Below are 19,923 nucleotides of genomic sequence, written 5' to 3' on the forward strand. Positions count from 1 at the left end.
CATGCCGCCTTCCTTCACTTCGCGCACCGTCGCCCTGCTTGCCGGGAGCCTGTGCGTCACGCTGGCCACCGCGTCGTTTGCCGCGCCCCTCACGGCGCATGCGCCCCGGGTCTCACCGGGCACGCCGGTTTGGCGCGGCGGCCCGTTCGTCTTCCAGAGCGCAGGCACGCCTCTCGCGGAGTTGTTGCGCGACTTCGGGGCGCACCACGGCATTCCGACCGTTGTGAGTCCTCACGTCGCCGATCGCTTTATCGGCACGCTACCTGCGGGTGCCGCTCAGGCGACCCTCGACGCCCTATCGGAACGTTATCGGCTTTCGTGGTACTTCAACGGCCAGACGCTGAACGTCTATAAATCCAGCGAGGCAACGCGGCGCGTCATGTCTGTGCGTTACGCCTCGCCCAGCGACTTGCTCGGGCACCTGCGCAATGCCGGTGTGCTGCACCCGCGGCACTGCGTGGCACGGGCGATTCCGGCCACTCACGCGCTCGAAATCGCCGGCGTTCCCGCCTGCATCGAGACGGTTGCCATGCTCGCAGACCACCTCGAACGCGACGCCCGCGATCAGCAGGAAAGCGAAGAGACCATCAAGATATTTCCCCTGAAATTCGCGACGGCCGACGACACGAGGTACTTTTATCGCGGGCAGGAAGTCGTCGTGCCGGGCGTTGTCAGCGTACTGAAGGATTTGATTCTCGGCGCCGGCCCGCTCGGTGCCACTGCGGCGGCGTCTGCCTCGCCGGGCGCGTCGGCCGGCGCCGGCCTTGACGCCCGCCTTCCCCCCGCCACCGGCTCGCGCTCCGGCACGCCGCGCTTTTCCGCCGATCCGCGTCGCAATGCGGTCATCGTGCGTGAGCGGCGACGCAATCTGCCGATCTATGGCGACCTGATCGCGCAGCTCGACATCCGGCCCCGCCTGGTCGACATCTCGGTGGCGATCATCGACGTCAACGCCAGCGATATCGCCGAACTTGGCGTCGACTTCTCCGGCAGCGCCCGGCTGGGTGGCTTCGGCGCCGTGTCGCTGAACTCGCAGACACAGAGTGGCGACTCCGGCACGTTCACGACATTGGTCGGCGACACCAACAAGTTCATGGTCAATTTGAGCGCGCTGGAGCGAAACTCCAAGGCGCGCGTTCTATCCCGCCCATCCATCGTCACGCTCGACAATATGCAGGCCGTACTCGATCGCAGCGTGACGTTCTATACCAAGGTCTCAGGCGAGAAGGTCGCCAAACTGGAGAGCGTGACGTCGGGATCGCTATTGCGTGTCACGCCGCGACTCGTTCCGCAGGAAGGTGATGGTCGCGAGCAGGTGATGCTCACCCTCAATATTGAAGACGGCGGCGAAGTGCGCAGCGAACGCAACAGCCGCAACGAGGTCCCGACGATCCGCAACTCCTCGATTTCGACGCATGCCACGCTCCAGGCGGGACAAAGCCTGCTGCTCGGCGGCTTCGTGCAGGACGCGCAGCACGAGCAGGAGCGCAAGATTCCCCTGCTGGGCGATCTGCCGCTCATCGGCCGCCTGTTCAGTTCGACGAGCAACCGGAGCGACAGTGTCATGCGTCTGTTTCTGATCAAGGCCGAGCCGGCGGCCGACCTGCCGAGCGCATGAGCATGCTCACGCTCACGCTGCTCGACGGCCCCCTCGCCGGACGACCCATGCCGCTACCACCGGGCACACTCACGATCGGCGACAGTGATTCCGATATCGCGATGACGCTCGATCATGGCGCCCAGATCGCGCTGGGCGTCGACGACGATGGCGTTCGCCTGCTCACGCCGGCGCCAGTCTGGGTCGACGGCGTGCCCGTCGCCGCATCGGATGATCGCGCGGCCGACACGCTCAGGCTCCCGCTGCATACGGCGATCGATCTTGCCGGCCTCGGCATCTGGCTCGGCGACGGCAGCGAAAGCGCTCCCGCGCCCATGCCAAAACGTCCAGAGCGGCGTCCCGAGCACACGGCATCGCCTCGCATGACCCTCGCGCCCGAATCCCCCCAAGCGGCCGAAGCCCCTGCGCGGCGCGCTCGCGCCCAGACCGCCTGGATCGCAGTCACGGGACTATCGCTACTGATCGCGGCGGCGGGCGTCGCGATCTGGCGCACGGGAACCGCCAACGTCATCGCCGCGCCGCCACCGCCCGATGCGCTCAAAGCGCTCGCGGCACGCGTCGCGCCCCGCGTCGTGCTGGATCACAGCGGCAATGCGGTACGCCTGTCCGGTGGCTGCATCGACGACGACGCGCTTGCACGACTGCGCGCCGAGGCGCGTTGGCTGGGCAAAGCGTTGAGCGACGAGACCTGGTGCCCCGCGAATTCCATACAGACAGTGCGCACGTTGCTACGCTTGCACGGCTTCGGTACCGCACAGGTGAGCGTCACGCCGGACGGCGAAGTGCTCATCGGTGCGCCGACGGTCGCCGACGCCCGCTGGCGCTCAGCCGCCAACGCGCTCGATGCATTGGCGCTGCCGCATGGCTGGCGCGTGGCAGAAGGCACGGCCAACAGCTTCGAGCGGCTGTTGAAGACGCTACGCGACGCCGGCCAGTTGCGCGGCATCGATATCGCACGCGATCGCAACGGATGGCGGCTTACCGGGGCACTGACCGTGGGACGCCAAGCGTCGTTGAAGGGGATCGTCGACACATGGAACACCGGTGACAACGCGATGCCCGTGCGCATCGAGCCGCTTCCGCCACAGATCCCGACGCTGGTCGAAACAGGCTTTTCCGCGCCGCTCGTGAGCATAGGTGGCTCGCCCAACGCGCCGCAGATCACCCTCGCCGACGGCACGCGCCTGGCGCAGGGGGCGCGTCTGCCCGGCGGCACACGCGTGATCGCGATTCATACGGGCGGCGTGTCGATCGGCTCGCACGACCGGCTTTTCTACTTACCCCTGTCTCCGGAGACGCTGTATGACGATTCGCCTGACCCAGCTTGAAGACCGCCTCGCCGCCGCGCCCGAGGCTGTCGCGCGCGACGTCGGCACACAGCTCGATGTCGCGCGCCAGACGCTACAACAGGCGCTGCACACGCCGCTTGCGCCCGCGCAGCACGCGCTTGCGCAAACACAGATGCAAGCGGTCCGCGCCGCCGAGGTGATTCTCGAGGGCGTCGCGCGGCGGTACGCCACGTCTTACGGATCGTCGTCGTGACGACGGGAGCGACGGTGGGCGTCGATCGATGCTCGCGTGTGCGCAGAAGCGACAACCCAGCTCGCGCGACCAAAGTCTGCTCGGTCCAATCGTGGGAACCTTCGGCATCGCGCGCCCCGTGCGAGCGGTTTTCGTCCCCGCGTTGTCGCAGGACGCTGGCACGGGGCGCGTCGACGATTTCTTCCACTCTCCACGCATATCATGCCAAGTTACGACCTAGCGAAAACTCTCGTCGAAGCGCTGAAGTTGATCGGCTGCGACCCGAGCAAGATTAATACCGTCGACAATCACTCGCCCATCGAGCTGACGTTTACCGCCTCGCCCAGCATCATCGTGGAAACCTTGAAAAACCAGGCGTGCAGTATTCATGCCATTGTGGCCACCGACGAAGCCGCACGTCTGCATCGTGCCAACAGTGAGCGGCTTCTGCAATTGCTCATTGAGCCGGCCGAATGGGCCGTCACCGGGCACGTGCAGTTGCGCGAGCGCGACCGTCGTCTGATTCTTCACGCGCAGGTGACGGACGAAGCCGCCGCCGAGCCCGAGCCGTTCGCGCAAGCGCTCACCGATTTCTATGACCGTATCAAGCTCTGCCGGGAGCACCTGCGCGCCTGAGCGCCGCCGCGGTACCCGTTGGCGCATCCGTTGTGCGCCAGCCCATCCCCCCGATCCTCGCGTCCCCACTTCCCCACTACCCCCCGGTCACCTCTCCCTCGTGGGCGATCTCCGCGCGCCAGCCATCCAGTGCTTCGCCGAGCGTCTCGCGCTGTGTCTCGTCGCGAAAGCAACCGTCATGGGCCGACTGCACCAGCCGAGTCAGTTCGCGCGCAAACGCGTAGCGCGCGTCGACCGTCACCATGCCTAGATGGGCCGCGCGTTGCGCAAGCCATTCCACGCCCACCCACGGCTGATCCAGTAACGTGAGCATCTCCGAGATCATCGTGTCCGTCTCAAACGCGCGAGCGCCTGCCGCGCGCACTGTCTGCGCCGCTTGCTCGCATGCCGACTCCAGCGTGAGAAACAGCACCACTCGACGAAGATCGTCGATGACGGCCGCCAGACGCGGGAGCTCCGCACCGGCCTCGCGCGCGCCCAACTCCAACCCCAGCGCCTGCATCAGCGCGCGCAACCGCGCACGACGCTGCGCAAAGCGCCGGCATTCGTCGAACCATTGCGTCAACGAGCGCTGCGATCCTTGTGACTGGCGGAACAGCGACTTGAGTTGTTGCAACAGCGCCATGCCTGGGTTTTGCCCGTTACCGCATTCCAGCGCAGCGAAGGCCTCGATCGCCCACGTCTCGGACGACGTCAGTTCGTCCAACGTCCGGCGCAAGCGGCTGCGCGTTCTGCTGTCCAGCCCGCCATCGGCCAACCAGGCCGCAACGACCAACGCCGCATGCCCGGCCGACAGGTGGGCCTGGCGAATCAGTTGATGTGGGTCGGGAACGAACGGAAGATCGCGCAACTGCCCGCGCAGTCGCTCGAATTGCGCCGCGTTCACGCGCGCAAACCGATGCATCTGCTGCTCGAACAGGGCGCGCGCACGCTGCTTGTCGTCGCGCACATCGCGATCGCTCGCCCTGCGGAATCGCACCCCGAGGGCGAAGCTGAGATTCTCTTGAGATTCGGCGACCGCCGCCTCTTCGTTCTGCGAGATGGTCGCTTCGATAAGCGCGATATGTCCCGGCATGTCGGCAGGCAACCCTCGCGCCGCGCTTGCCTCACCATCCAGCGGCAGCCATTCGTCCGCCACCCGGCGCTCAACGGCCTTGTTTTCCTGGATTGCCCGACCCGTCGATGGACCGGACGATGGCAAGCGCTCAACCATCAGCGATCTCCAGATCTGGACTCGCGTTCAGGCGCTCGAGGACGGCCGCGAGATCCGCGTCGAGATCCAGGCACACCGTCACCCATTCGCTTTCGATGCGGGCCTGCCGGCCAACCAGCGTGGCATCCGCCGTGCAGGCCAGCACAATATCGGCCGCTCGCAAGGCATCGGCCACGTCGTCGCGATGGGCGGGCGGCACTCGCAGCACGAGGGCTCCTTCGCGCACCAGCGCGGGTAAAGCGCGTGCGACGCGTTGTGCGAAGCGCTCACCGACATCGAGCGGGGCGATGAAATTCGACAGCGCGGCGCCCAGGGCGTCTGTCACGCGACGCTCCAACGAGCGAACGATGTCGCGCTCGAGCGACGCCTCGTCGACCAGCCATGCAACGGCCTGCGCCACGGCGTCACGGCGGGCTGTTTCCGCAAGCGCCGCCGCCTCCTCTCTGGCCTGCTCGCGCGCCGCGTCCCGCCACGCGTCGCGCAGCGCCTGCGCATCGATACGTGCCTGTTCGCGGTCGGCCAGCGCGGCGTCACGCTCGGTCTTTGCCTGCGCCATCCAGCGAGCCCGTAGACTTGCCTGTTCGCGAAGCTCCTCGAGTGCCTGGCGGGGAATCACCGGCCCCGCGGGCGCGGGGCCGTCCATCGCTTCGATGGCCGTCAAGGCGAAGTCGACGACATACATAGCATCTTCTCCAGCGCTGCAAACCGCAGCCAGATGTCCTCGTTCGTCAAACGCGCACCCGACGCAAACGGTTCAATGTCGGCCGGCGGGGGAAGCAACAGTCTGGCGGCCTTGCTCACCGTCGCCACCTCGACGCACGGCAGCTCAGGCGCGCCATCCAGGCACGCGCCGGTGGCCGCCAGCGCCGCAGGAACGACCTGCTCGGGCGACAGGGTGGGACTGGCAGGCCAATCCCGACGCGTGAGCAGCAAACGGTCGCATTGCCAGGCGTCGAGCCACGAAGCCAACGCACGGCGGTACGTGCCGAGCAGGAGATAGTCTGGACATCCCATCGCGCGCAAGCCGTGGGCCAACGACAGACGTCGCAGGTTCGGCAACCGCCTCAGCATCGCTTGCGCCGTGTTGCCTTGCGGGGGCGCGCAATCGCCCGCCGCCGCACCCGGCCAGCCGCGCCGGGCGATGACCAGACAGTCGATGGACGCACGGCACGCGGCGTGTCGCCGGTAGGCCTCTCGCCAAGGCAACATTTCGAACGCGCGCCACCAACCGACGTCCATTTGCATGCCGGGCTGCCAGATCAGGCGTGCAAGTTGGGTAGCGCCGCCGCAGTGCGCAGGCGTCACGATGCCTTCGATACGCGGGCGCGCAAACGCGGCACCCATGATGCGCGCCGACGCCACGCCACCGCCGCGGCAGCGGCCAGCCCGATACACGCCGCCACGACCATGCCCCACGTCATCGTCGGCAGCCCGCGTCCGCGATCCGTCAATGGGCCCGTGGGCGCACCTGTCGACGCGTCGATGGACGCGCGGGGCAAACGATAATCGGCGGGCTGCAACACGATGCTGATGCGCTCGGGCGTCACCCCCGGCACGCTGTCGTGAACCAGACTGCGTATGTCCGTCATACGCTGCGTCATATTGATCTCGGGGCTGTACTTCACGAAGACAGCCACGCCGGGCGGCAAGGTCGTGCGCCCTGCGGAATCCGTCGGCACCTGCGCGATCGAGACTTCGGCCACCATCACGCCGTCGAGCGACGCGAGCATGCGCTCGAGTCGCTGCTCCTTGAGATAGATCAGCTTCGCCTGCTCCTGCACAGGCGAACTGACGAGTTGTCCTGGTGGAAAGACGTCCTCGACGGACGCGCGCTTCTGGCGCGGCAAGCCGTGTTGGCGCAGCACCTCGACACCGCGCACGAAATCGCTGCGCTCGATGCGAACCGTCATGCCCGCGGTGTCGGCGCGCTTGTCGGCCTGCAGCCCGGACACCAGCAATAGCGCCAACATCTGGTTGGCCTCGGTCTCGCTCAGCGAGCGATGCAGTTCGACCTTGCACCCGGCGAGCGAGATCACGAGCAGGCTGCCCAGCAGCCATCGACCGCGCCAACGGCTTTGTGCCACGGACGGGGTGCGTCTCGCCGATCTCGTCACGACGTCGGCGATGCGACGGCCGCACGTCATTGCATATGCACCAGCTTGTTCACCCCTTGCGTGGCGGCGCCTGCCACCTTCGCCACGAACTCCAGTGCCAGCACGCGCTCGGTCAGGGCTCGCTGCATCGCGAGCATGCGGGTCGGATCGTCCAGCGTGCGCTCGTCGATCGCCACCCGATCGGCCAGGCGTTCGGTGTTACCCGCAAGCTTGCCCGCTGCGCTGAGCAGATGATGCTCCGGCAGCGACGGCGCGCTCGCGAGGGCCTGACCGAAATGAACGGCGTCGTGCTCGCTGGCGTTGGCCGGTACGAGCGCGGCGTTCGCCGGCGTTGCAATGGCAGACGCGTGCGCAAGTACCGCGGGGATCTGAGAAGTGGTCATGACGAGGGAACGGGAGGAGGAGAGGAGGACGAGGACAACGCGGGCGACGTCGGCGACATCGCGTTGGCGGACTGGCTGGCGTCCATCGCGTCAAGCCAGCGGGCGAGCACGTCGCCTGTCGGGTTGGCGTCATGCCCGGCCGCCACGATCTTGGCGAGGTGGGCGCGCGCCGCGCGGGTATCGCCGAGCGCGATGAGAAGCGCCGAGTGCAGCCATTGACGCGTCTCGCGATCCGTCACGAGCGACGGCAAAGCATTCAGGATCACGTGGGCTTGCGAGTGCATGCCGTGATGCGCACCCGCCAGCGCCAGTTCGACGACGATTTGCCGGATCGACGCGTCCAACCATGAATCGGCGGCATTGCTCGGTACGCGGTCTGCGCGCGTCATGCGATCTTGGCGATGATGCCCATCAGCGTGTCCTTGATGAGCTTGATCGCAGCGCTATGCAGCCCGACCATTGTCGAGAACTGCTGCAACTTGAATTGGACATCGAGCATATGCCGAGGGTCGTTGGTTTCGGGTGCGCGCACGGCCTGGGTGGCCTCGTCGGACATGCGTCGCACCCCTTCGGACATCCCGCGGTGAATCTCTTCGACGTTCATTGCACGCCCTCCTCGGTGACGGCACCGTGTCCCGCCACCAGATCGGCGCGCATGGCGGCGTAGGCGTCGGCTTGCGGCATGGCCACACGACGGCTACCGCGCTGCGGCGGCGTGCCGAGTCGGATTTCCGTCGGCGCGCAGTCGAAGCGCTTGCGGAAGGTGTCGGTAAAGTGCGCGTGGTTGGTGAAGCCGCATTCGAGCGCGATGTCGAGCACCTTGTGGCGCGTGGACAGCAGCAGATCGCGCGCCAGCCGAAGGCGCCGCTCCAACAGCCACTGCTTCGCGGGCATGCCATACGTTTGCTGAAACAGGTAGCGAAATTTGCGCAGCGGCATGCCGAACTCCTCGGCCAGGCGGCCGACCGGCCACGGTCGGTGAAAATTTGCCTCGACGAAATCGAACAGCGAATGGCTGCCCGCAATCGTCTGACGCAACATGGCCGAGAAGTACCGCTGATCGCGACACAGGCAATAGACGTAGAAGAAACGCAACATCGCCATGCGGTCGACGTTTTGCAACGTCATGGCCACGTCGACCATGCTGGGCTCGAGAATCAACGTGCGTGCCGCCTGTCGATGAAAAACGCCGAGCGGACGGCGGTCGAGCAGATCGACGACATCGGGGTACAGCGCCTGCAGGTCGCAGGCGTGAAAATCGTGTGACATCACCGGCCCTGGGGCATCGATCGTCGCATCCGAATGGGTGGCGGTCATGCCGCCGGCCGGCAGCGTGTGTATGAGACCGTTCACATTCAGTTTGACGTCGTGGTGGCTGATCAGAAATCGCACCGTACTCATAGGCTCCTCCTCTGACGACGGGCGGTCGCCGGGATGACAAAGTCGAAGGCCACACCATAGGCGAGTCCGCCCGCGAGCATCATCCGGTGGAGACCTTAATGTGCGATGCCTGACCTCGGCGTTATCGTATTTGGGAAGAAAACTATCGGGAAACGTAAAAAAACCCGGCGCAGCATCGCGTCGGGTTGTGGTGGAAGCCTCTTGCCTGGGCTTGCGCCGTTCTGTCAGGTGACCTCAGCCGGAGAGAAACTGTCGGCACGCGCCATCGGCCAGTATTTTTCGTAGAGCTGATAACGGAACTGGCCGCGCAGCAGATCGCCCGGCGCAAGGTACTTGAGCGATTCCGACATCAGGCGAATCTCGTTGGTCGACACACGCTCGACGATGTGATGCGCTCGCAGGTCCGACGGATGCGACAACCCCGCCGCCTGAATCAACTCCTGCAGCGCATGCAACGTATGCGCGTGGAACTGGTGCACGCGCTGCGCCTTGTCCGGCACCACCAAGGCGCGCTGACGCAACGTATCCTGCGTTGCGACGCCCGTCGGGCAGCGATCGGTGTGACATTTCTGCGATTGAATACAGCCGATCGCGAACATGAAGCCGCGCGCGGAGTTGCACCAGTCGGCGCCGATGGCCAGCGTACGGGCGATGTCGAATGCCGTAACGATCTTGCCCGATGCACCGATGCGGATCTTCTCGCGCAACCCGGCCCCCACGAGCGTGTTGTGCACGAGCAGAAGTCCTTCCTGCAGCGGCGCACCCACATGATCGGTGAACTCCAGCGGCGCGGCGCCCGTGCCGCCTTCCGAGCCGTCCACGACGATGAAGTCGGGCAGGATACCGCTCTCGAGCATCGCCTTCACAATGCTGAAAAATTCCCACGGATGGCCGATGCACAGCTTGAACCCGGTCGGCTTGCCCCCCGAGAGCGTGCGCAGACGCTCGACGAATTGCAGCAACCCGAGCGGCGTCGAGAACTCACTGTGACGCGACGGCGAAATACAGTCCTGCCCCATCGGCACGCCGCGCGTGGCGGAAATCTCCGGCGTGATCTTGGCCGCGGGCAACACGCCGCCGTGTCCCGGCTTTGCGCCTTGCGAGAGCTTCACCTCGATCATCTTCACCTGAGGCGTCGTCGCCTGCGCCGCAAATTTCTCGGCGTTGAAGGTACCGTCGTCGTTGCGGCATCCGAAATAGCCCGAGGCCACCTCCCAGATCAGGTCGCCGCCCTGCTCCCGATGATGCGGCGAGATGGAACCCTCGCCGGTGTCATGAATAAAGTTGCCGAGCTTCGCACCGCGATTGAGTGCGCGGATGGCGTTGGCCGACAGGGCACCGAAACTCATGGCGGAGATATTGAAGATCGACGCCGAATACGGCTGTGCGCGATCCGCGCCAATGGTGATGCGAAAGTCGTGATCCTTCAGGACTGTCGGCGCGAGCGAGTGGGCAATCCATTCGTAGCCCGTCGCCTTGACATCGATCTCGGTGCCGAACGGCCGGCTGTCGACATCGCCCTTGGCGCGCTGATAGACAATGCTGCGCTGGGCACGCGAGAAGGGGGTTTCGGACGTATCGTCTTCCACGAAATACTGGCGAATTTCGGGGCGGATGAATTCGAACAGAAACCGGAAGTGTCCCCACAGCGGGTAGTTGCGCAGCACGGCGTGACGCTGCTGCACGATATCCCACACGCCGAGCGCCACCAGCGCAGCAAACGGCAACGGCCAGAGCGGATGCCAACCGTCGAACAGCACGCCCGCCAACGTTGCCAGGAGCAACGCCACGACGAGCCACAGAGCCAGGAATCGGCGCGAGAACATGAAATCTCCTTGCTTTAGGGGACACTCGCCGGCACGCGGCCGGGGGTCCCCCGGCGAGCGCCGGCGGATTCAATGCGTATTGAGGATGGCGTGTTTGGCGGCCACGGCGGCCTGGGGGTTAGCGCTGCCGGCGTCGGCCGGCGTCGTGGCCGCGATGATGCCGCCGCCCAGACAGACCTCGCCGTCATACAGCACGGCCGATTGCCCCGGCGTGACCGCCCACTGCGCCTCGGAGAACGACAACGTGAGCGCATCGGCGTCGGCACGCACCACTTCGCATGCGGCGTCGGCCTGCCGGTAGCGGGTCTTGGCGCCGCAGCGCGTGCCCTCGGCCGGCGGCTCGCCCGCGACCCACGACAGGTCTTCGGCATCGAGCGTGTTCGAGAGCAGCCACGGATGATCGTGGCCCTGCACCACATACAGCGTGTTGCTCGCCATGTCCTTGCGCGCCACGAACCACGGCTCGCCGGAGCCTTCGCGGCTGCCCCCGAGTCCGATGCCCTTGCGCTGGCCCAGGGTGTAGAACGCCAGGCCCACGTGCTCGCCCACGACCGCTCCGTCAGGCGTTTTCATCGGGCCCGGTTGGGTCGGTAGGTAGCGATTGAGAAAGTCGCGGAATGGGCGCTCGCCAATGAAGCAAATGCCGGTCGAGTCCTTCTTCTTCGCGTTCGGCAATCCGATCTGCGCGGCAATCTCGCGAACCTTCGTTTTCGGCATGTCGCCAAGCGGGAACATCGTGCGCGAAAGCTGTTGCTGGTTCAGCCGGTGCAGGAAGTAGCTCTGATCCTTGGTGTGATCGAACGCCTTGAGCAACTCGAAGCGCCCATCGCGCTCGCGCACGCGGGCGTAGTGACCGGTGGCGATGGTCTCGCCGCCCAGCGCCACGGCGTGATCGAGAAACGCCTTGAACTTGATCTCGGCGTTGCACAGCACGTCCGGATTGGGTGTGCGGCCCGCCGAATACTCGCGCAGGAATTCCGCGAACACACGGTCCTTGTACTCGGCGGCAAAGTTCACGGCTTCGACGTCGATGCCGATCAGATCCGCGACCGAGACCACGTCGATCCAGTCCTGCCGGGTCGAACAGTATTCGCTGTCGTCATCGTCTTCCCAGTTCTTCATGAACAGGCCGACGACGTCATAGCCTTGTTGTTTGAGCAGCCATGCCGTGACCGACGAATCCACGCCGCCCGACATGCCGACCACTACGCGTTTTTGACTCATGTGTTGCCTTGCCCGCCGGCGCTCGCCGGATGGGTCAGAAGTAGGGCGAGGTCGTAACGGACCCCCCGCAGGTAATCGTCCATGCAGCGCTCGAGAATCGGCGAGCGATGGCGCGCGCGCTGGGCACGCACTTCGTCTGGTGTCAGCCAGACGGTGCCGACAATGCCGTCGTCGAGCGTACGCGACGCATCGAACTCGCCCAGTGTGCCGGTGAACGCGAAGCGCAGATACGCGATGTCGCCGGGGCCGGGGGCGAGATAGATGCCCAGCAGATGCTGGGGCGCGAACGCATAGGCCGTCTCTTCCAGCACTTCACGGCGCACCGCGTCGAGAATCGACTCGCCCGGCTCCAGATGACCGGCCGGTTGGTTGATCAACAGGCCTTCACGCTTTTGCTCTTCGACAAACAGAAAACGGCCGTCGCGCTCAACGACCGCGGCGACCGTCACGTTGGGCTTCCAGCGTGCATTCATGACACATCCTTGCAGGACGGGGGACCTGACGAGCCCCATGGACCGTGGCCGGCGGTTGGCCCACGCAGTCGGTCCGAGACGTTACCCCGATAAAAGCAGCATTTTACCGTCTGACGGGGTTTGGCGCTGAGGACGGGTGAGCGTCGTGAGTGTGGCGGCCGAGATGACCGACCGGTCGGTCGGCCGCAACGACCATCGTCCCGGCCCCGTCGGCATATCCATATGCGGTTTCGTGCAATAGGCGTGCCTGTCATCTTCGGGTAAGCTTCCAGCACCAGCAATGTGCAGCATGCAGTGGCAGTACCGCATCACCGGTTTGTACAGTAGTTCGATTGCAGTGGTTTGTGCAGGACTAATGTCATCAGCGGCGAAACAGGTAATGCGCCTGCCCCGGCAGCGCACGCGCTGCGGCTCCTTGGCCGCTGATGAGATCAGTTCACAAACCCAAGGAGAGACGTAATGAGAATCGGCATCCCCGCCGAAACGCTTACCGGCGAATCCCGTGTCGCGGCCACGCCCGAGACGGTGAAGAAGCTGGTCGCGTCAGGACATCAGATCGTGGTTGGACGCGGTGCAGGAGACGCCGCAAGCGTGCCCGACGCGGCCTTCGAAGCCGCCGGCGCCACATTAGGCACCGCCGCCGACGCCCTGGGGGCAGAACTCGTACTCAAGGTACGGGCCCCCTCCTCCGAAGAACTCGCACTCATCCCGCGCGGCAGCGTCGTCGTCGGCATGCTCAACCCGTTCGATGCCGAGAACAATGCGCGCATGGCGGCCGCCGGCATTACGGCCTTCGCCCTGGAAGCCGCGCCGCGGACCACGCGCGCGCAAAGCATGGACGTGTTGTCTTCGCAGGCCAACATCGCCGGCTACAAGGCCGTAATGCTTGCCGCCAATCTGTATCAGCGTTTCATGCCGATGCTCATGACGGCCGCCGGCACGGTCAAGGCCGCGCGTCTGGTCGTGCTGGGCGCCGGCGTCGCCGGGTTGCAGGCCATCGCCACGGCCAAGCGTCTCGGCGCGGTCATCGAAGCCTCGGATGTGCGTCCGGCCGTGCGCGAGCAGATCGAGTCGCTCGGCGCCAAGTTCATCGACGTGCCGTTCGAGACCGACGAGGAACGCGAGATCGCCAAGGGCGTGGGCGGTTATGCGCGCCCGATGCCGGCGGCATGGCTCGCGCGTCAGTCGCAACTCGTGCACACACGTTTGACGCAGGCGGACATCGTCATCTCCACCGCGTTGATTCCGGGACGCGCCGCACCGACGCTCATCGCCGAAGACACCGTCAAGGCCATGAAGCCCGGCTCGGTGATCATCGACCTCGCTGCGGGACGCGGCGCGAATGGCGGCGGCAATTGCCCCTTGTCGGTGGCCGACGAGGTCGTCAAGGTGCATGGCGTAACGATTGCGGGCTACACCAACCTCGCGGGCATGGTGGCGGCCGACGCCTCGGCGCTGTATGCCCGTAACGTGCTCGACTTCCTGAAGCTGGTGATCGACAAGGAAGGCAAGCTCGTCATCGATACCAACGACGACATCGTCAGTGCGTGCCTGATGTGCCGCGACGGTCAAGTGCTGCGTGCGGCATAAGGGGGAGACACGACCATGGAAATGATCAATCACACGGTGATCAATCTGATCATCTTCGTGCTGGCGGTGTACGTCGGCTATCACGTGGTGTGGAACGTCACGCCTGCGCTGCACACGCCGCTCATGGCGGTCACGAACGCGATCTCGGCCATCGTGATCGTGGGCGCAATGCTCGCGGCCGGGCTCACGGAAGGCGCGCTCGGCAAGACGATGGGTGTCGTGGCCGTGGCGCTTGCGGCGGTCAACGTGTTCGGGGGCTTCCTCGTCACACAGCGCATGCTCGAGATGTTCAAGAAGAAAGACAAGGCACCCGTCAAGGCGGCCGAGGGGGACAAGCAATGAGTATGAATCTCGTCACGCTGCTGTATCTGGTCGCGTCGATCTGTTTCATCCAGGCGCTCAAGGGCCTGTCGAATCCGAAGATGGCGCGACGCGGCAATGCGTTCGGCATGATCGGGATGGCCATTGCGGCCCTCACCACGATTGCGTTGATCTTTGAACTGCGACGCCTGATGGGCGGGAACTATTCGGGTCTCGGGTTGATTCTGGGTGGGCTCGTGGTCGGCGGTGGCATCGGCGCGTTCGTCGCACGCAAGGTCGAGATGACCAAGATGCCGGAGCTGGTCGCGGCCATGCACTCACTGATTGGTCTTGCGGCCGTGTGTATCGCGGTGGCGGCGGTGGCGGAACCGGCGGCGTTCGGCATTGTGCCGGCCGGCGAAACTGTGCTGCCTTCCGGTAACCGTATCGAGCTGTTCATCGGCACGTTCGTCGGCGCGATCACGTTCTCGGGGTCGGTCATCGCCTTCGGCAAGCTCTCGGGCAAGTACAAGTTCCGTTTGTTCCAGGGCGCACCGGTCCAGTTCACGGGCCAGCACACGGTCAACCTACTGCTCGCCATCGCGATGCTCGGCTTCGGCGTCATCTTCTTCCTGTCGCAAAGTTGGCTGCCGTACGTTCTGATGACGGCCATCGCGTTCGTGCTCGGTGTGCTCATCATCATCCCGATTGGCGGCGCGGACATGCCCGTCGTCGTGTCGATGCTGAACTCGTACTCGGGCTGGGCGGCCGCCGGTATCGGCTTCTCGCTGAACAACCCGATGCTCATCATCGCGGGCTCGCTCGTGGGTTCGTCAGGCGCGATCCTGTCGTACATCATGTGCAAAGCCATGAATCGCTCGTTCTTCAACGTGCTTCTCGGCGGGTTCGGTGCAACGCCGGGCGCGAGCCCTGCGGGCGGCGCGCAACAACAACGGCCGGTGAAGTCGGGTTCGCCTGACGACGCCGCGTTCCTGATGAGCAACGCGGAATCGCTGGTGATCGTGCCGGGTTACGGCCTGGCCGTCGCCCGCGCGCAGCACGCCCTGAAGGAGTTGACCGACAAGCTCACCGAGAAGGGGGTGAATGTGCGCTACGCCATTCACCCGGTGGCAGGGCGCATGCCGGGTCATATGAACGTGCTGCTCGCCGAAGCCGAAGTGCCGTACGATCAGGTGCTGGAGATGGACGAGATCAACGGCGAATTCGGCCAGACGGACGTGGTGCTGGTGCTCGGCGCGAACGACGTGGTGAACCCGGCCGCGAAGAACGATCCGACATCGCCGATCGCCGGCATGCCGATTCTCGAGGCGTACAAGGCCAAGACGATCATCGTCAACAAGCGTTCGATGGCGGCGGGCTATGCCGGTCTCGATAACGAGTTGTTCTATCTCGACAAGACCATGATGGTGTTCGGCGACGCGAAGAAGGTCGTCGAGGAAATGGTCAAGGCCGTCGACTAAGGCGACACGTTCGCCATCGGCCGGACTGCGGGGCTGCACGGGAAGGTGACCGGCAGCCCCGCGCTACAATGCGCGCTCCTCATTGCTCCCAGGAACCGCGCCATGACGCTCGGCATTGTCGCCGCTCTCCACGAAGAAATTACCGATCTGCTCGCCGAGATGGCGCCCGGCGCGCACGTCGAGTCCATCGGTATGCGCGACTACCACGTGGGCAAGCTGCATGGCCATGACTGTGTCGTCGTGCTCGCACGTGTCGGCAAGGTTGCGGCGGCCGCCACGACCGCCGCGCTGATTCACCGGTTCGCGATCGACGAGCTCGTTTTCACAGGCGTGGCCGGCGGACTCGCGCATGGGTTGTCGGTCGGCGACATCGTCGTGGCCGACACGCTCGTGCAGCACGACATGGACGCCAGCCCCCTCTTCCCTCGTTTCGAAATCCCGCTGCTCGGGCGCGACACCTTCGCCAGCGCACCGCCGCTGCGCGACGCCCTTGCGAAAGCGGCGCGCGACTGGCTCGCCGAGGAGATGGCGACGCAAGTGCCTGTCGCGCTGCGCACCGAATGGCAGATGAGCGCCCCACGCGTGCACGTCGGGCAAGTCGCGAGCGGCGATCAGTTCGTCTCCAGCGCGGGCGAGGTCAGCCGGCTGCGCGACGCGCTGCCGCAGACCCTCGCCGTGGAGATGGAAGGGGCCGCCGTGGCACAGGTGTGTCACGAGTACGGCGTTCCGTTCGCGGTGATGCGCACGCTCTCCGATAGCGCCGACGACACCGCCCACGTCGACTTCCCGCGCTTTCTGCGCGAGGTGGCCAGCCATTACTCGCACGGCATCCTGCGCCGCTTCCTGACCGAACGGCGCGCATGATCCGGGGACCCGCCGCGGACCATCCGAGCGCTTCACCATCGGACCCTTCGAGGCGTCCGTCCCCGTTTGGACAATGACGGCGCACGATCTCGATACCTCGCATCGAACGCCTTCCCGACAATGCCATCTTTTGCATTGTCCGAAGGAGAGTCCCGATGAACGTGGAAAATCATCTTGTCGGCACAGGCGCAACGGCGCGTCTGAGTACGCCGGCATTGGCGCCGATCTATCGAACGATGGCCTGGAGCGACGTCGTCCAGATCCGCGCCCTCAACCCCAAGTGCAATCCGACGAAGGCGGCAATCACCCTTGCCGCCGAACATCCGGACAGCGTGTTCGGACGCGAAATCGATTGTTACGTCGGCAGGACGGCCGTCGGCGAACCGGCCCTCAACGCGCAGCAGCAATTGGCACTGCGCCGGCTGGCCGTGCTCGAAGACCACGAGGTCACGGTCGATTCGCTCAGGGATGCGGGCCTGCCCACTGCCCTTGCCGTCGATCTCGTGCAACGCCTGTGCGCACGCCCGACGGGTTGGTCCCTCTTCGAGCGGCTCGTGATCACGCCGACGCTGAACGACTGGGCGCGATCCGTACTGGAACGCCAGGACCCCGTTCACGTGGCCGACGACGTGCTGACGCTGCGCATCCTGCAGGCGTTCGGTCACGACGTCGCCGTGCCGTGGACGTTCGACGTCACCAACAAGTGGGTGTACTTCTACAGCGTATCGTCGGGCGACACGGGGTGCCTTACGCGACTGCTCAATACGGCGACACGCGATCGACCGGCCGACAGCGTCCGGCGCGAAGCATGCCGCAAGGCCTATCAGGCGCTGGCGTATACGCATTTCGGCGCAGACGGCCAGCTCTGGCCGCATTGGGAAGCGAGAGACGACACCTGGGAGATTTACCCGGATCCGCGCGGCGAAACCTTCCGTGACGACATCGTGTCCGAGAACGCCATCACCTGCGAGACGGAGCGGTGGCTCCGGAACGTTACACCCGTCGGATTCATGAACGTTTCCGGCCACTCGCCGCGCACCGGCCTCGACTACGACAGCGATCTGTCGGACCCGGACAACGTGACGTGCGATCCAGAGCGCGCTCGGGTCTCGCCGAGCGAACTGCGCGTGCGCCTCGCAACGCTGGCGGCGCAGCGACGCGGGGAGACGCAAGCCGCATTGGCGGTATCGCTTGCACCACCTGCACCACCTCCATCACTTGCCCCCTCTTCAGCCAGGCGGGTCGCCTGGTCTCCCGCCACCGACCAGTAGCCACGACGCGCCCGTCGCGCACAAAGCAAAAGACCGGCGGCCGCCGGTCTTTGTCGTAACGTCGAACGAGACGATTCGCTTACGCTTGCGGCGCGCCCGCCTCGTCCTTGCCTTCGCTCTTGCCCTCACTTTCCGCGCGCTTGCGCACCGAGCCGGCAATCAGGTCGAAGCGGAACAGACGGCATTCGAGCGCGCCGTTGAACAGCGGCGTACGACGCGATTCGCGCAGACGCATCTGTCCGGGCAGGCTCATGTCGGCCGTCAGCAGGTAGGCACTCCAGCCCGTGAAGCGCTGCTTGAGCGCGTCGCCGAAGGCGCGGAAGAATGCCGCGTCGACACCGTCCGGCTGATTGCGCTGGAACTGACCGCCGCGATTGCCCTGCATGTCCGGCGATTCGTCGCCGTCATCGGCGTCGCGCGATCCGCGACGTCCGCGCACTTCGATACGCTCGCCGTACGGCGGATTGGCGACGATGATGCCGGGTCGATCCACCGGGGGCGACATATCGCGCGCATCCACCTGCTTGAGGCCGATGTCGCCCACGCCCGCACGCTCCAGGTTGGCGCGGGCCTTGGCCAGCATGTCGCCCGAGATATCACTGCCGAAAATCGTCGGCGGCACACCGCGCACGCGGGCATCGCGTTGCGCTTCGGTGGCCTGCACCTTCAGCGCCTGCCATGCCGTGATGTCATAGCCCTTGAGCTTCTCGAAGCCAAAGCGGCGCTCGGCACCCGCGGGCACGCCCAGCGCAATCTGCGCCGCTTCCGCGAGGAAGGTGCCGCTGCCGCACATCGGGTCGTACAGCACCATGTCGGCCGCCGTGTCGGTGCGCCAGCCGGCCAGACGCAGAATGCCCGCAGCCAGATTCTCGCGCAGCGGGGCCGCCCCCTTGTCCAGGCGCCAGCCGCGCTTGAACAGCGCTTCGCCCGAAGTATCGAGATAGAGGGTAGCGTCGGTGGCGGTCAGGAAGGCGAACACCCGCACGTCGGGCTGCGACGTATCGATGTTCGGCCGCGCGCCGGTCTTCTCGCGCAGGCGGTCGCACACAGCGTCCTTGATCCGCAGCGTGACGAATTCGAGGCTGCGCACCGGCGCCTTGATGCCGGTGACGTCCACGCGCAGCGTCTGCTGAGACGAAAACCACTCTTCCCAGCGCTGACGCAAGGCGAAGTCGTAGATGTCCTGTTCGGTGCGGTACGCCTGCTGTGCGATGCGCAGCAGCACGCGGCTCGCGATGCGCGAATGCAGGTTGGCGGCCATGCCGGCGGCCCACGGACCGGCGAAATGCACGCCACCGGGCACCTGCTTGCCCACCGACACGGGCGCCAGACGTCCCAGCTCTGCCAATTCGGCGGCGAGCGCCTCTTCCAGTCCGCGAGGACAGGGCGCGAAGAATTCGAAGGAAGCCATTTCGATGCGTACGACCGGCACGCGAAGTGCCGGCGGAGGGAATAAACCGCTATTGTACGCGCGCCGACCCGGCCGGCGTCAGCGCCGCGCCACCGGGGCAGGCGGCGAGTTTGTGCAACAGCGTCTCGACGATGGCGTCGGGCGACTCGCGGATGTCGATCACCAACGCGTCGCGCGGTTCTTCGAGCGTGTCGAACTGGCTTTGCAACAGCGCCGGGTCGAAGAAGTGCCCGCCACGCGACGCCAGGCGCTCGCCGATCACCTCGGGGGCCCCCTTCAGGTAGACGAACACGACGTCGCCGTCGTGCTCGCCCAGCACGTCGCGATAGCGCGAGCGCAACGCCGAACACGCGAACACGTGGTGACGCCCCGCCACGCGGCGCGCGACGATCGCCTCGCGAATCGCCGCCAGCCACGGGGCGCGGTCGTTGTCGTTAAGCGCCTCACCGCGCCGCATCTTTTCGATGTTCGCGGCGCTGTGAAACGAATCCGCGTCGGAAAACCCGCAGCCCAGACGCTCGGCAAGTCGTTGCCCGACCGTGCTCTTGCCGCTGCCCGATACGCCCATTACCACGACGATCATGGCTCGCCTCCTTG

22 protein-coding genes are annotated in these 19,923 nt (G+C 65.6%); 9 read left to right on the plus strand and 13 right to left on the minus strand.

The window, feature by feature from the left end; translation table 11 throughout:
* The first annotated feature begins 1 nt into the window (after position 1).
* The 4 genes from PanNE5_RS02720 (at position 2) to PanNE5_RS02735 (ending at position 3,775) form a co-directional block, all read left to right on the plus strand.
* Positions 2-1,618 (plus strand): EscC/YscC/HrcC family type III secretion system outer membrane ring protein, encoded by a 1,617-nt coding sequence (locus tag PanNE5_RS02720; RefSeq protein ID WP_261939186.1) that lies wholly within the window; start codon positions 2-4, stop codon positions 1,616-1,618.
* Positions 1,615-2,946, plus strand: a complete 1,332-nt coding sequence (gene sctD / locus PanNE5_RS02725; protein ID WP_261939187.1) for a type III secretion system inner membrane ring subunit SctD — start codon at positions 1,615-1,617, stop codon at positions 2,944-2,946. The genes PanNE5_RS02720 and sctD overlap by 4 nt, the downstream gene beginning before the upstream one ends.
* Complete coding sequence (locus tag PanNE5_RS02730; RefSeq protein ID WP_261939188.1) at positions 2,921-3,160, plus strand: EscE/YscE/SsaE family type III secretion system needle protein co-chaperone; 240 nt, start codon at positions 2,921-2,923, stop codon at positions 3,158-3,160. The genes sctD and PanNE5_RS02730 overlap by 26 nt, the downstream gene beginning before the upstream one ends.
* Before the next feature lie 201 nt (positions 3,161-3,361).
* On the plus strand, positions 3,362-3,775 hold the full coding sequence (locus tag PanNE5_RS02735; RefSeq protein WP_017233967.1) for a hypothetical protein: 414 nt from the start codon (positions 3,362-3,364) through the stop codon (positions 3,773-3,775).
* 76 nt (positions 3,776-3,851) lie between these two features.
* Here PanNE5_RS02735 and PanNE5_RS02740 read toward each other — a convergent pair whose 3' ends face one another.
* From PanNE5_RS02740 to PanNE5_RS02790, 11 genes are all read right to left on the minus strand, one after another.
* Positions 3,852-4,988 (minus strand): TyeA family type III secretion system gatekeeper subunit, encoded by a 1,137-nt coding sequence (locus tag PanNE5_RS02740; protein WP_261939189.1) that lies wholly within the window; start codon positions 4,986-4,988, stop codon positions 3,852-3,854.
* Positions 4,981-5,670, minus strand: a complete 690-nt coding sequence (locus PanNE5_RS02745) for a hypothetical protein (protein ID WP_017233969.1) — start codon at positions 5,668-5,670, stop codon at positions 4,981-4,983. The genes PanNE5_RS02740 and PanNE5_RS02745 overlap by 8 nt, the downstream gene beginning before the upstream one ends.
* Positions 5,646-6,332, minus strand: a complete 687-nt coding sequence (locus tag PanNE5_RS02750) for a type III secretion system domain-containing protein (protein ID WP_261939190.1) — start codon at positions 6,330-6,332, stop codon at positions 5,646-5,648. The genes PanNE5_RS02745 and PanNE5_RS02750 overlap by 25 nt, the downstream gene beginning before the upstream one ends.
* Complete coding sequence (gene sctJ, locus PanNE5_RS02755; RefSeq protein WP_232424618.1) at positions 6,290-7,072, minus strand: type III secretion system inner membrane ring lipoprotein SctJ; 783 nt, start codon at positions 7,070-7,072, stop codon at positions 6,290-6,292. The genes PanNE5_RS02750 and sctJ overlap by 43 nt, the downstream gene beginning before the upstream one ends.
* A gap of 56 nt (positions 7,073-7,128) precedes the next feature.
* Entirely contained in the window at positions 7,129-7,485 is a 357-nt protein-coding gene (gene sctI / locus PanNE5_RS02760; protein ID WP_017233972.1) for a type III secretion system inner rod subunit SctI, read from the minus strand.
* The gene (locus PanNE5_RS02765) at positions 7,482-7,874 is read right to left on the minus strand and encodes a DUF1039 domain-containing protein (RefSeq protein ID WP_261939191.1); all 393 of its coding nucleotides are present in this window, start codon (positions 7,872-7,874) and stop codon (positions 7,482-7,484) included. Before PanNE5_RS02765 ends, sctI begins: the two co-directional genes overlap by 4 nt.
* Positions 7,871-8,089 carry a type III secretion system needle filament subunit SctF gene (gene sctF, locus PanNE5_RS02770; RefSeq protein WP_017233974.1) on the minus strand — a complete coding sequence of 73 codons (219 nt, stop codon included), beginning with the start codon at positions 8,087-8,089 and terminating at the stop codon, positions 7,871-7,873. Before sctF ends, PanNE5_RS02765 begins: the two co-directional genes overlap by 4 nt.
* Complete coding sequence (locus PanNE5_RS02775) at positions 8,086-8,886, minus strand: helix-turn-helix transcriptional regulator (RefSeq protein WP_017233975.1); 801 nt, start codon at positions 8,884-8,886, stop codon at positions 8,086-8,088. Before PanNE5_RS02775 ends, sctF begins: the two co-directional genes overlap by 4 nt.
* 224 nt (positions 8,887-9,110) lie before the next feature.
* Positions 9,111-10,712 (minus strand): FMN-binding glutamate synthase family protein, encoded by a 1,602-nt coding sequence (locus PanNE5_RS02780; RefSeq protein ID WP_017233976.1) that lies wholly within the window; start codon positions 10,710-10,712, stop codon positions 9,111-9,113.
* A gap of 69 nt (positions 10,713-10,781) precedes the next feature.
* A complete protein-coding gene (mnmA, locus tag PanNE5_RS02785; protein WP_261939192.1) occupies positions 10,782-11,936 on the minus strand; it encodes a tRNA 2-thiouridine(34) synthase MnmA in 1,155 nt (384 codons plus the stop codon).
* Positions 11,933-12,409, minus strand: coding sequence for an NUDIX hydrolase (locus PanNE5_RS02790; RefSeq protein WP_017233978.1), 477 nt, complete (start codon positions 12,407-12,409; stop codon positions 11,933-11,935). Before PanNE5_RS02790 ends, mnmA begins: the two co-directional genes overlap by 4 nt.
* A gap of 459 nt (positions 12,410-12,868) precedes the next feature.
* Here PanNE5_RS02790 and PanNE5_RS02795 point away from each other — a divergent pair, with 459 nt between their 5' ends.
* The 5 genes from PanNE5_RS02795 to PanNE5_RS02815 all read left to right on the plus strand — a co-directional run bounded on the left by PanNE5_RS02795 (position 12,869) and on the right by PanNE5_RS02815 (position 17,915).
* A complete protein-coding gene (locus PanNE5_RS02795) occupies positions 12,869-13,999 on the plus strand; it encodes a Re/Si-specific NAD(P)(+) transhydrogenase subunit alpha (RefSeq protein ID WP_261939193.1) in 1,131 nt (376 codons plus the stop codon).
* Between the two features lie 15 nt (positions 14,000-14,014).
* Positions 14,015-14,341: an NAD(P) transhydrogenase subunit alpha gene (locus tag PanNE5_RS02800; RefSeq protein ID WP_130024974.1), complete on the plus strand. Its 327-nt coding sequence runs from the start codon at positions 14,015-14,017 to the stop codon at positions 14,339-14,341.
* The gene (locus PanNE5_RS02805; protein WP_261939194.1) at positions 14,338-15,780 is read left to right on the plus strand and encodes an NAD(P)(+) transhydrogenase (Re/Si-specific) subunit beta; all 1,443 of its coding nucleotides are present in this window, start codon (positions 14,338-14,340) and stop codon (positions 15,778-15,780) included. Before PanNE5_RS02800 ends, PanNE5_RS02805 begins: the two co-directional genes overlap by 4 nt.
* 102 nt (positions 15,781-15,882) lie before the next feature.
* Positions 15,883-16,644, plus strand: a complete 762-nt coding sequence (locus PanNE5_RS02810) for a 5'-methylthioadenosine/adenosylhomocysteine nucleosidase (protein ID WP_261939195.1) — start codon at positions 15,883-15,885, stop codon at positions 16,642-16,644.
* 155 nt (positions 16,645-16,799) lie between these two features.
* Complete coding sequence (locus tag PanNE5_RS02815) at positions 16,800-17,915, plus strand: hypothetical protein (RefSeq protein ID WP_261939196.1); 1,116 nt, start codon at positions 16,800-16,802, stop codon at positions 17,913-17,915.
* Between the two features lie 79 nt (positions 17,916-17,994).
* On the opposite strand, the gene PanNE5_RS02820 is transcribed toward PanNE5_RS02815, so the two are convergent.
* Both PanNE5_RS02820 and PanNE5_RS02825 read right to left on the minus strand, forming a co-directional pair.
* Positions 17,995-19,326: a class I SAM-dependent RNA methyltransferase gene (locus PanNE5_RS02820; RefSeq protein WP_017235667.1), complete on the minus strand. Its 1,332-nt coding sequence runs from the start codon at positions 19,324-19,326 to the stop codon at positions 17,995-17,997.
* 49 nt (positions 19,327-19,375) lie between these two features.
* A complete protein-coding gene (locus tag PanNE5_RS02825; RefSeq protein ID WP_017235666.1) occupies positions 19,376-19,909 on the minus strand; it encodes a gluconokinase in 534 nt (177 codons plus the stop codon).
* Between the last annotated feature and the right edge of the window lie 14 nt (positions 19,910-19,923).

The sequence above is a fragment of the Pandoraea sp. NE5 genome (assembly GCF_024363545.1).
Lineage (GTDB): Bacteria > Pseudomonadota > Gammaproteobacteria > Burkholderiales > Burkholderiaceae > Pandoraea > Pandoraea cepalis.

Excerpts from the sequence above, each read along its gene's own strand:
- PanNE5_RS02765 (WP_261939191.1), bottom strand. The coding sequence starts at position 7,874 with ATGACGCGCGCAGACCGCGTACCGAGCAATGCCGCCGATTCATGGTTG.
- PanNE5_RS02720 (WP_261939186.1), top strand. The coding sequence starts at position 2 with ATGCCGCCTTCCTTCACTTCGCGCACCGTCGCCCTGCTTGCCGGGAGC.
- PanNE5_RS02795 (WP_261939193.1), top strand. The coding sequence starts at position 12,869 with ATGAGAATCGGCATCCCCGCCGAAACGCTTACCGGCGAATCCCGTGTC.
- PanNE5_RS02825 (WP_017235666.1), bottom strand. The coding sequence starts at position 19,909 with ATGATCGTCGTGGTAATGGGCGTATCGGGCAGCGGCAAGAGCACGGTC.
- PanNE5_RS02780 (WP_017233976.1), bottom strand. The coding sequence starts at position 10,712 with ATGTTCTCGCGCCGATTCCTGGCTCTGTGGCTCGTCGTGGCGTTGCTC.
- PanNE5_RS02820 (WP_017235667.1), bottom strand. The coding sequence starts at position 19,326 with ATGGCTTCCTTCGAATTCTTCGCGCCCTGTCCTCGCGGACTGGAAGAG.
- sctI (WP_017233972.1), bottom strand. The coding sequence starts at position 7,485 with ATGACCACTTCTCAGATCCCCGCGGTACTTGCGCACGCGTCTGCCATT.
- PanNE5_RS02810 (WP_261939195.1), top strand. The coding sequence starts at position 15,883 with ATGACGCTCGGCATTGTCGCCGCTCTCCACGAAGAAATTACCGATCTG.
- PanNE5_RS02805 (WP_261939194.1), top strand. The coding sequence starts at position 14,338 with ATGAGTATGAATCTCGTCACGCTGCTGTATCTGGTCGCGTCGATCTGT.
- sctF (WP_017233974.1), bottom strand. The coding sequence starts at position 8,089 with ATGAACGTCGAAGAGATTCACCGCGGGATGTCCGAAGGGGTGCGACGC.
- PanNE5_RS02775 (WP_017233975.1), bottom strand. The coding sequence starts at position 8,886 with ATGAGTACGGTGCGATTTCTGATCAGCCACCACGACGTCAAACTGAAT.
- mnmA (WP_261939192.1), bottom strand. The coding sequence starts at position 11,936 with ATGAGTCAAAAACGCGTAGTGGTCGGCATGTCGGGCGGCGTGGATTCG.
- PanNE5_RS02735 (WP_017233967.1), top strand. The coding sequence starts at position 3,362 with ATGCCAAGTTACGACCTAGCGAAAACTCTCGTCGAAGCGCTGAAGTTG.
- PanNE5_RS02790 (WP_017233978.1), bottom strand. The coding sequence starts at position 12,409 with ATGAATGCACGCTGGAAGCCCAACGTGACGGTCGCCGCGGTCGTTGAG.
- PanNE5_RS02740 (WP_261939189.1), bottom strand. The coding sequence starts at position 4,988 with ATGGTTGAGCGCTTGCCATCGTCCGGTCCATCGACGGGTCGGGCAATC.
- PanNE5_RS02730 (WP_261939188.1), top strand. The coding sequence starts at position 2,921 with ATGACGATTCGCCTGACCCAGCTTGAAGACCGCCTCGCCGCCGCGCCC.
- PanNE5_RS02815 (WP_261939196.1), top strand. The coding sequence starts at position 16,800 with ATGAACGTGGAAAATCATCTTGTCGGCACAGGCGCAACGGCGCGTCTG.
- PanNE5_RS02750 (WP_261939190.1), bottom strand. The coding sequence starts at position 6,332 with ATGGGTGCCGCGTTTGCGCGCCCGCGTATCGAAGGCATCGTGACGCCT.
- PanNE5_RS02745 (WP_017233969.1), bottom strand. The coding sequence starts at position 5,670 with ATGTATGTCGTCGACTTCGCCTTGACGGCCATCGAAGCGATGGACGGC.
- sctD (WP_261939187.1), top strand. The coding sequence starts at position 1,615 with ATGAGCATGCTCACGCTCACGCTGCTCGACGGCCCCCTCGCCGGACGA.
- PanNE5_RS02800 (WP_130024974.1), top strand. The coding sequence starts at position 14,015 with ATGGAAATGATCAATCACACGGTGATCAATCTGATCATCTTCGTGCTG.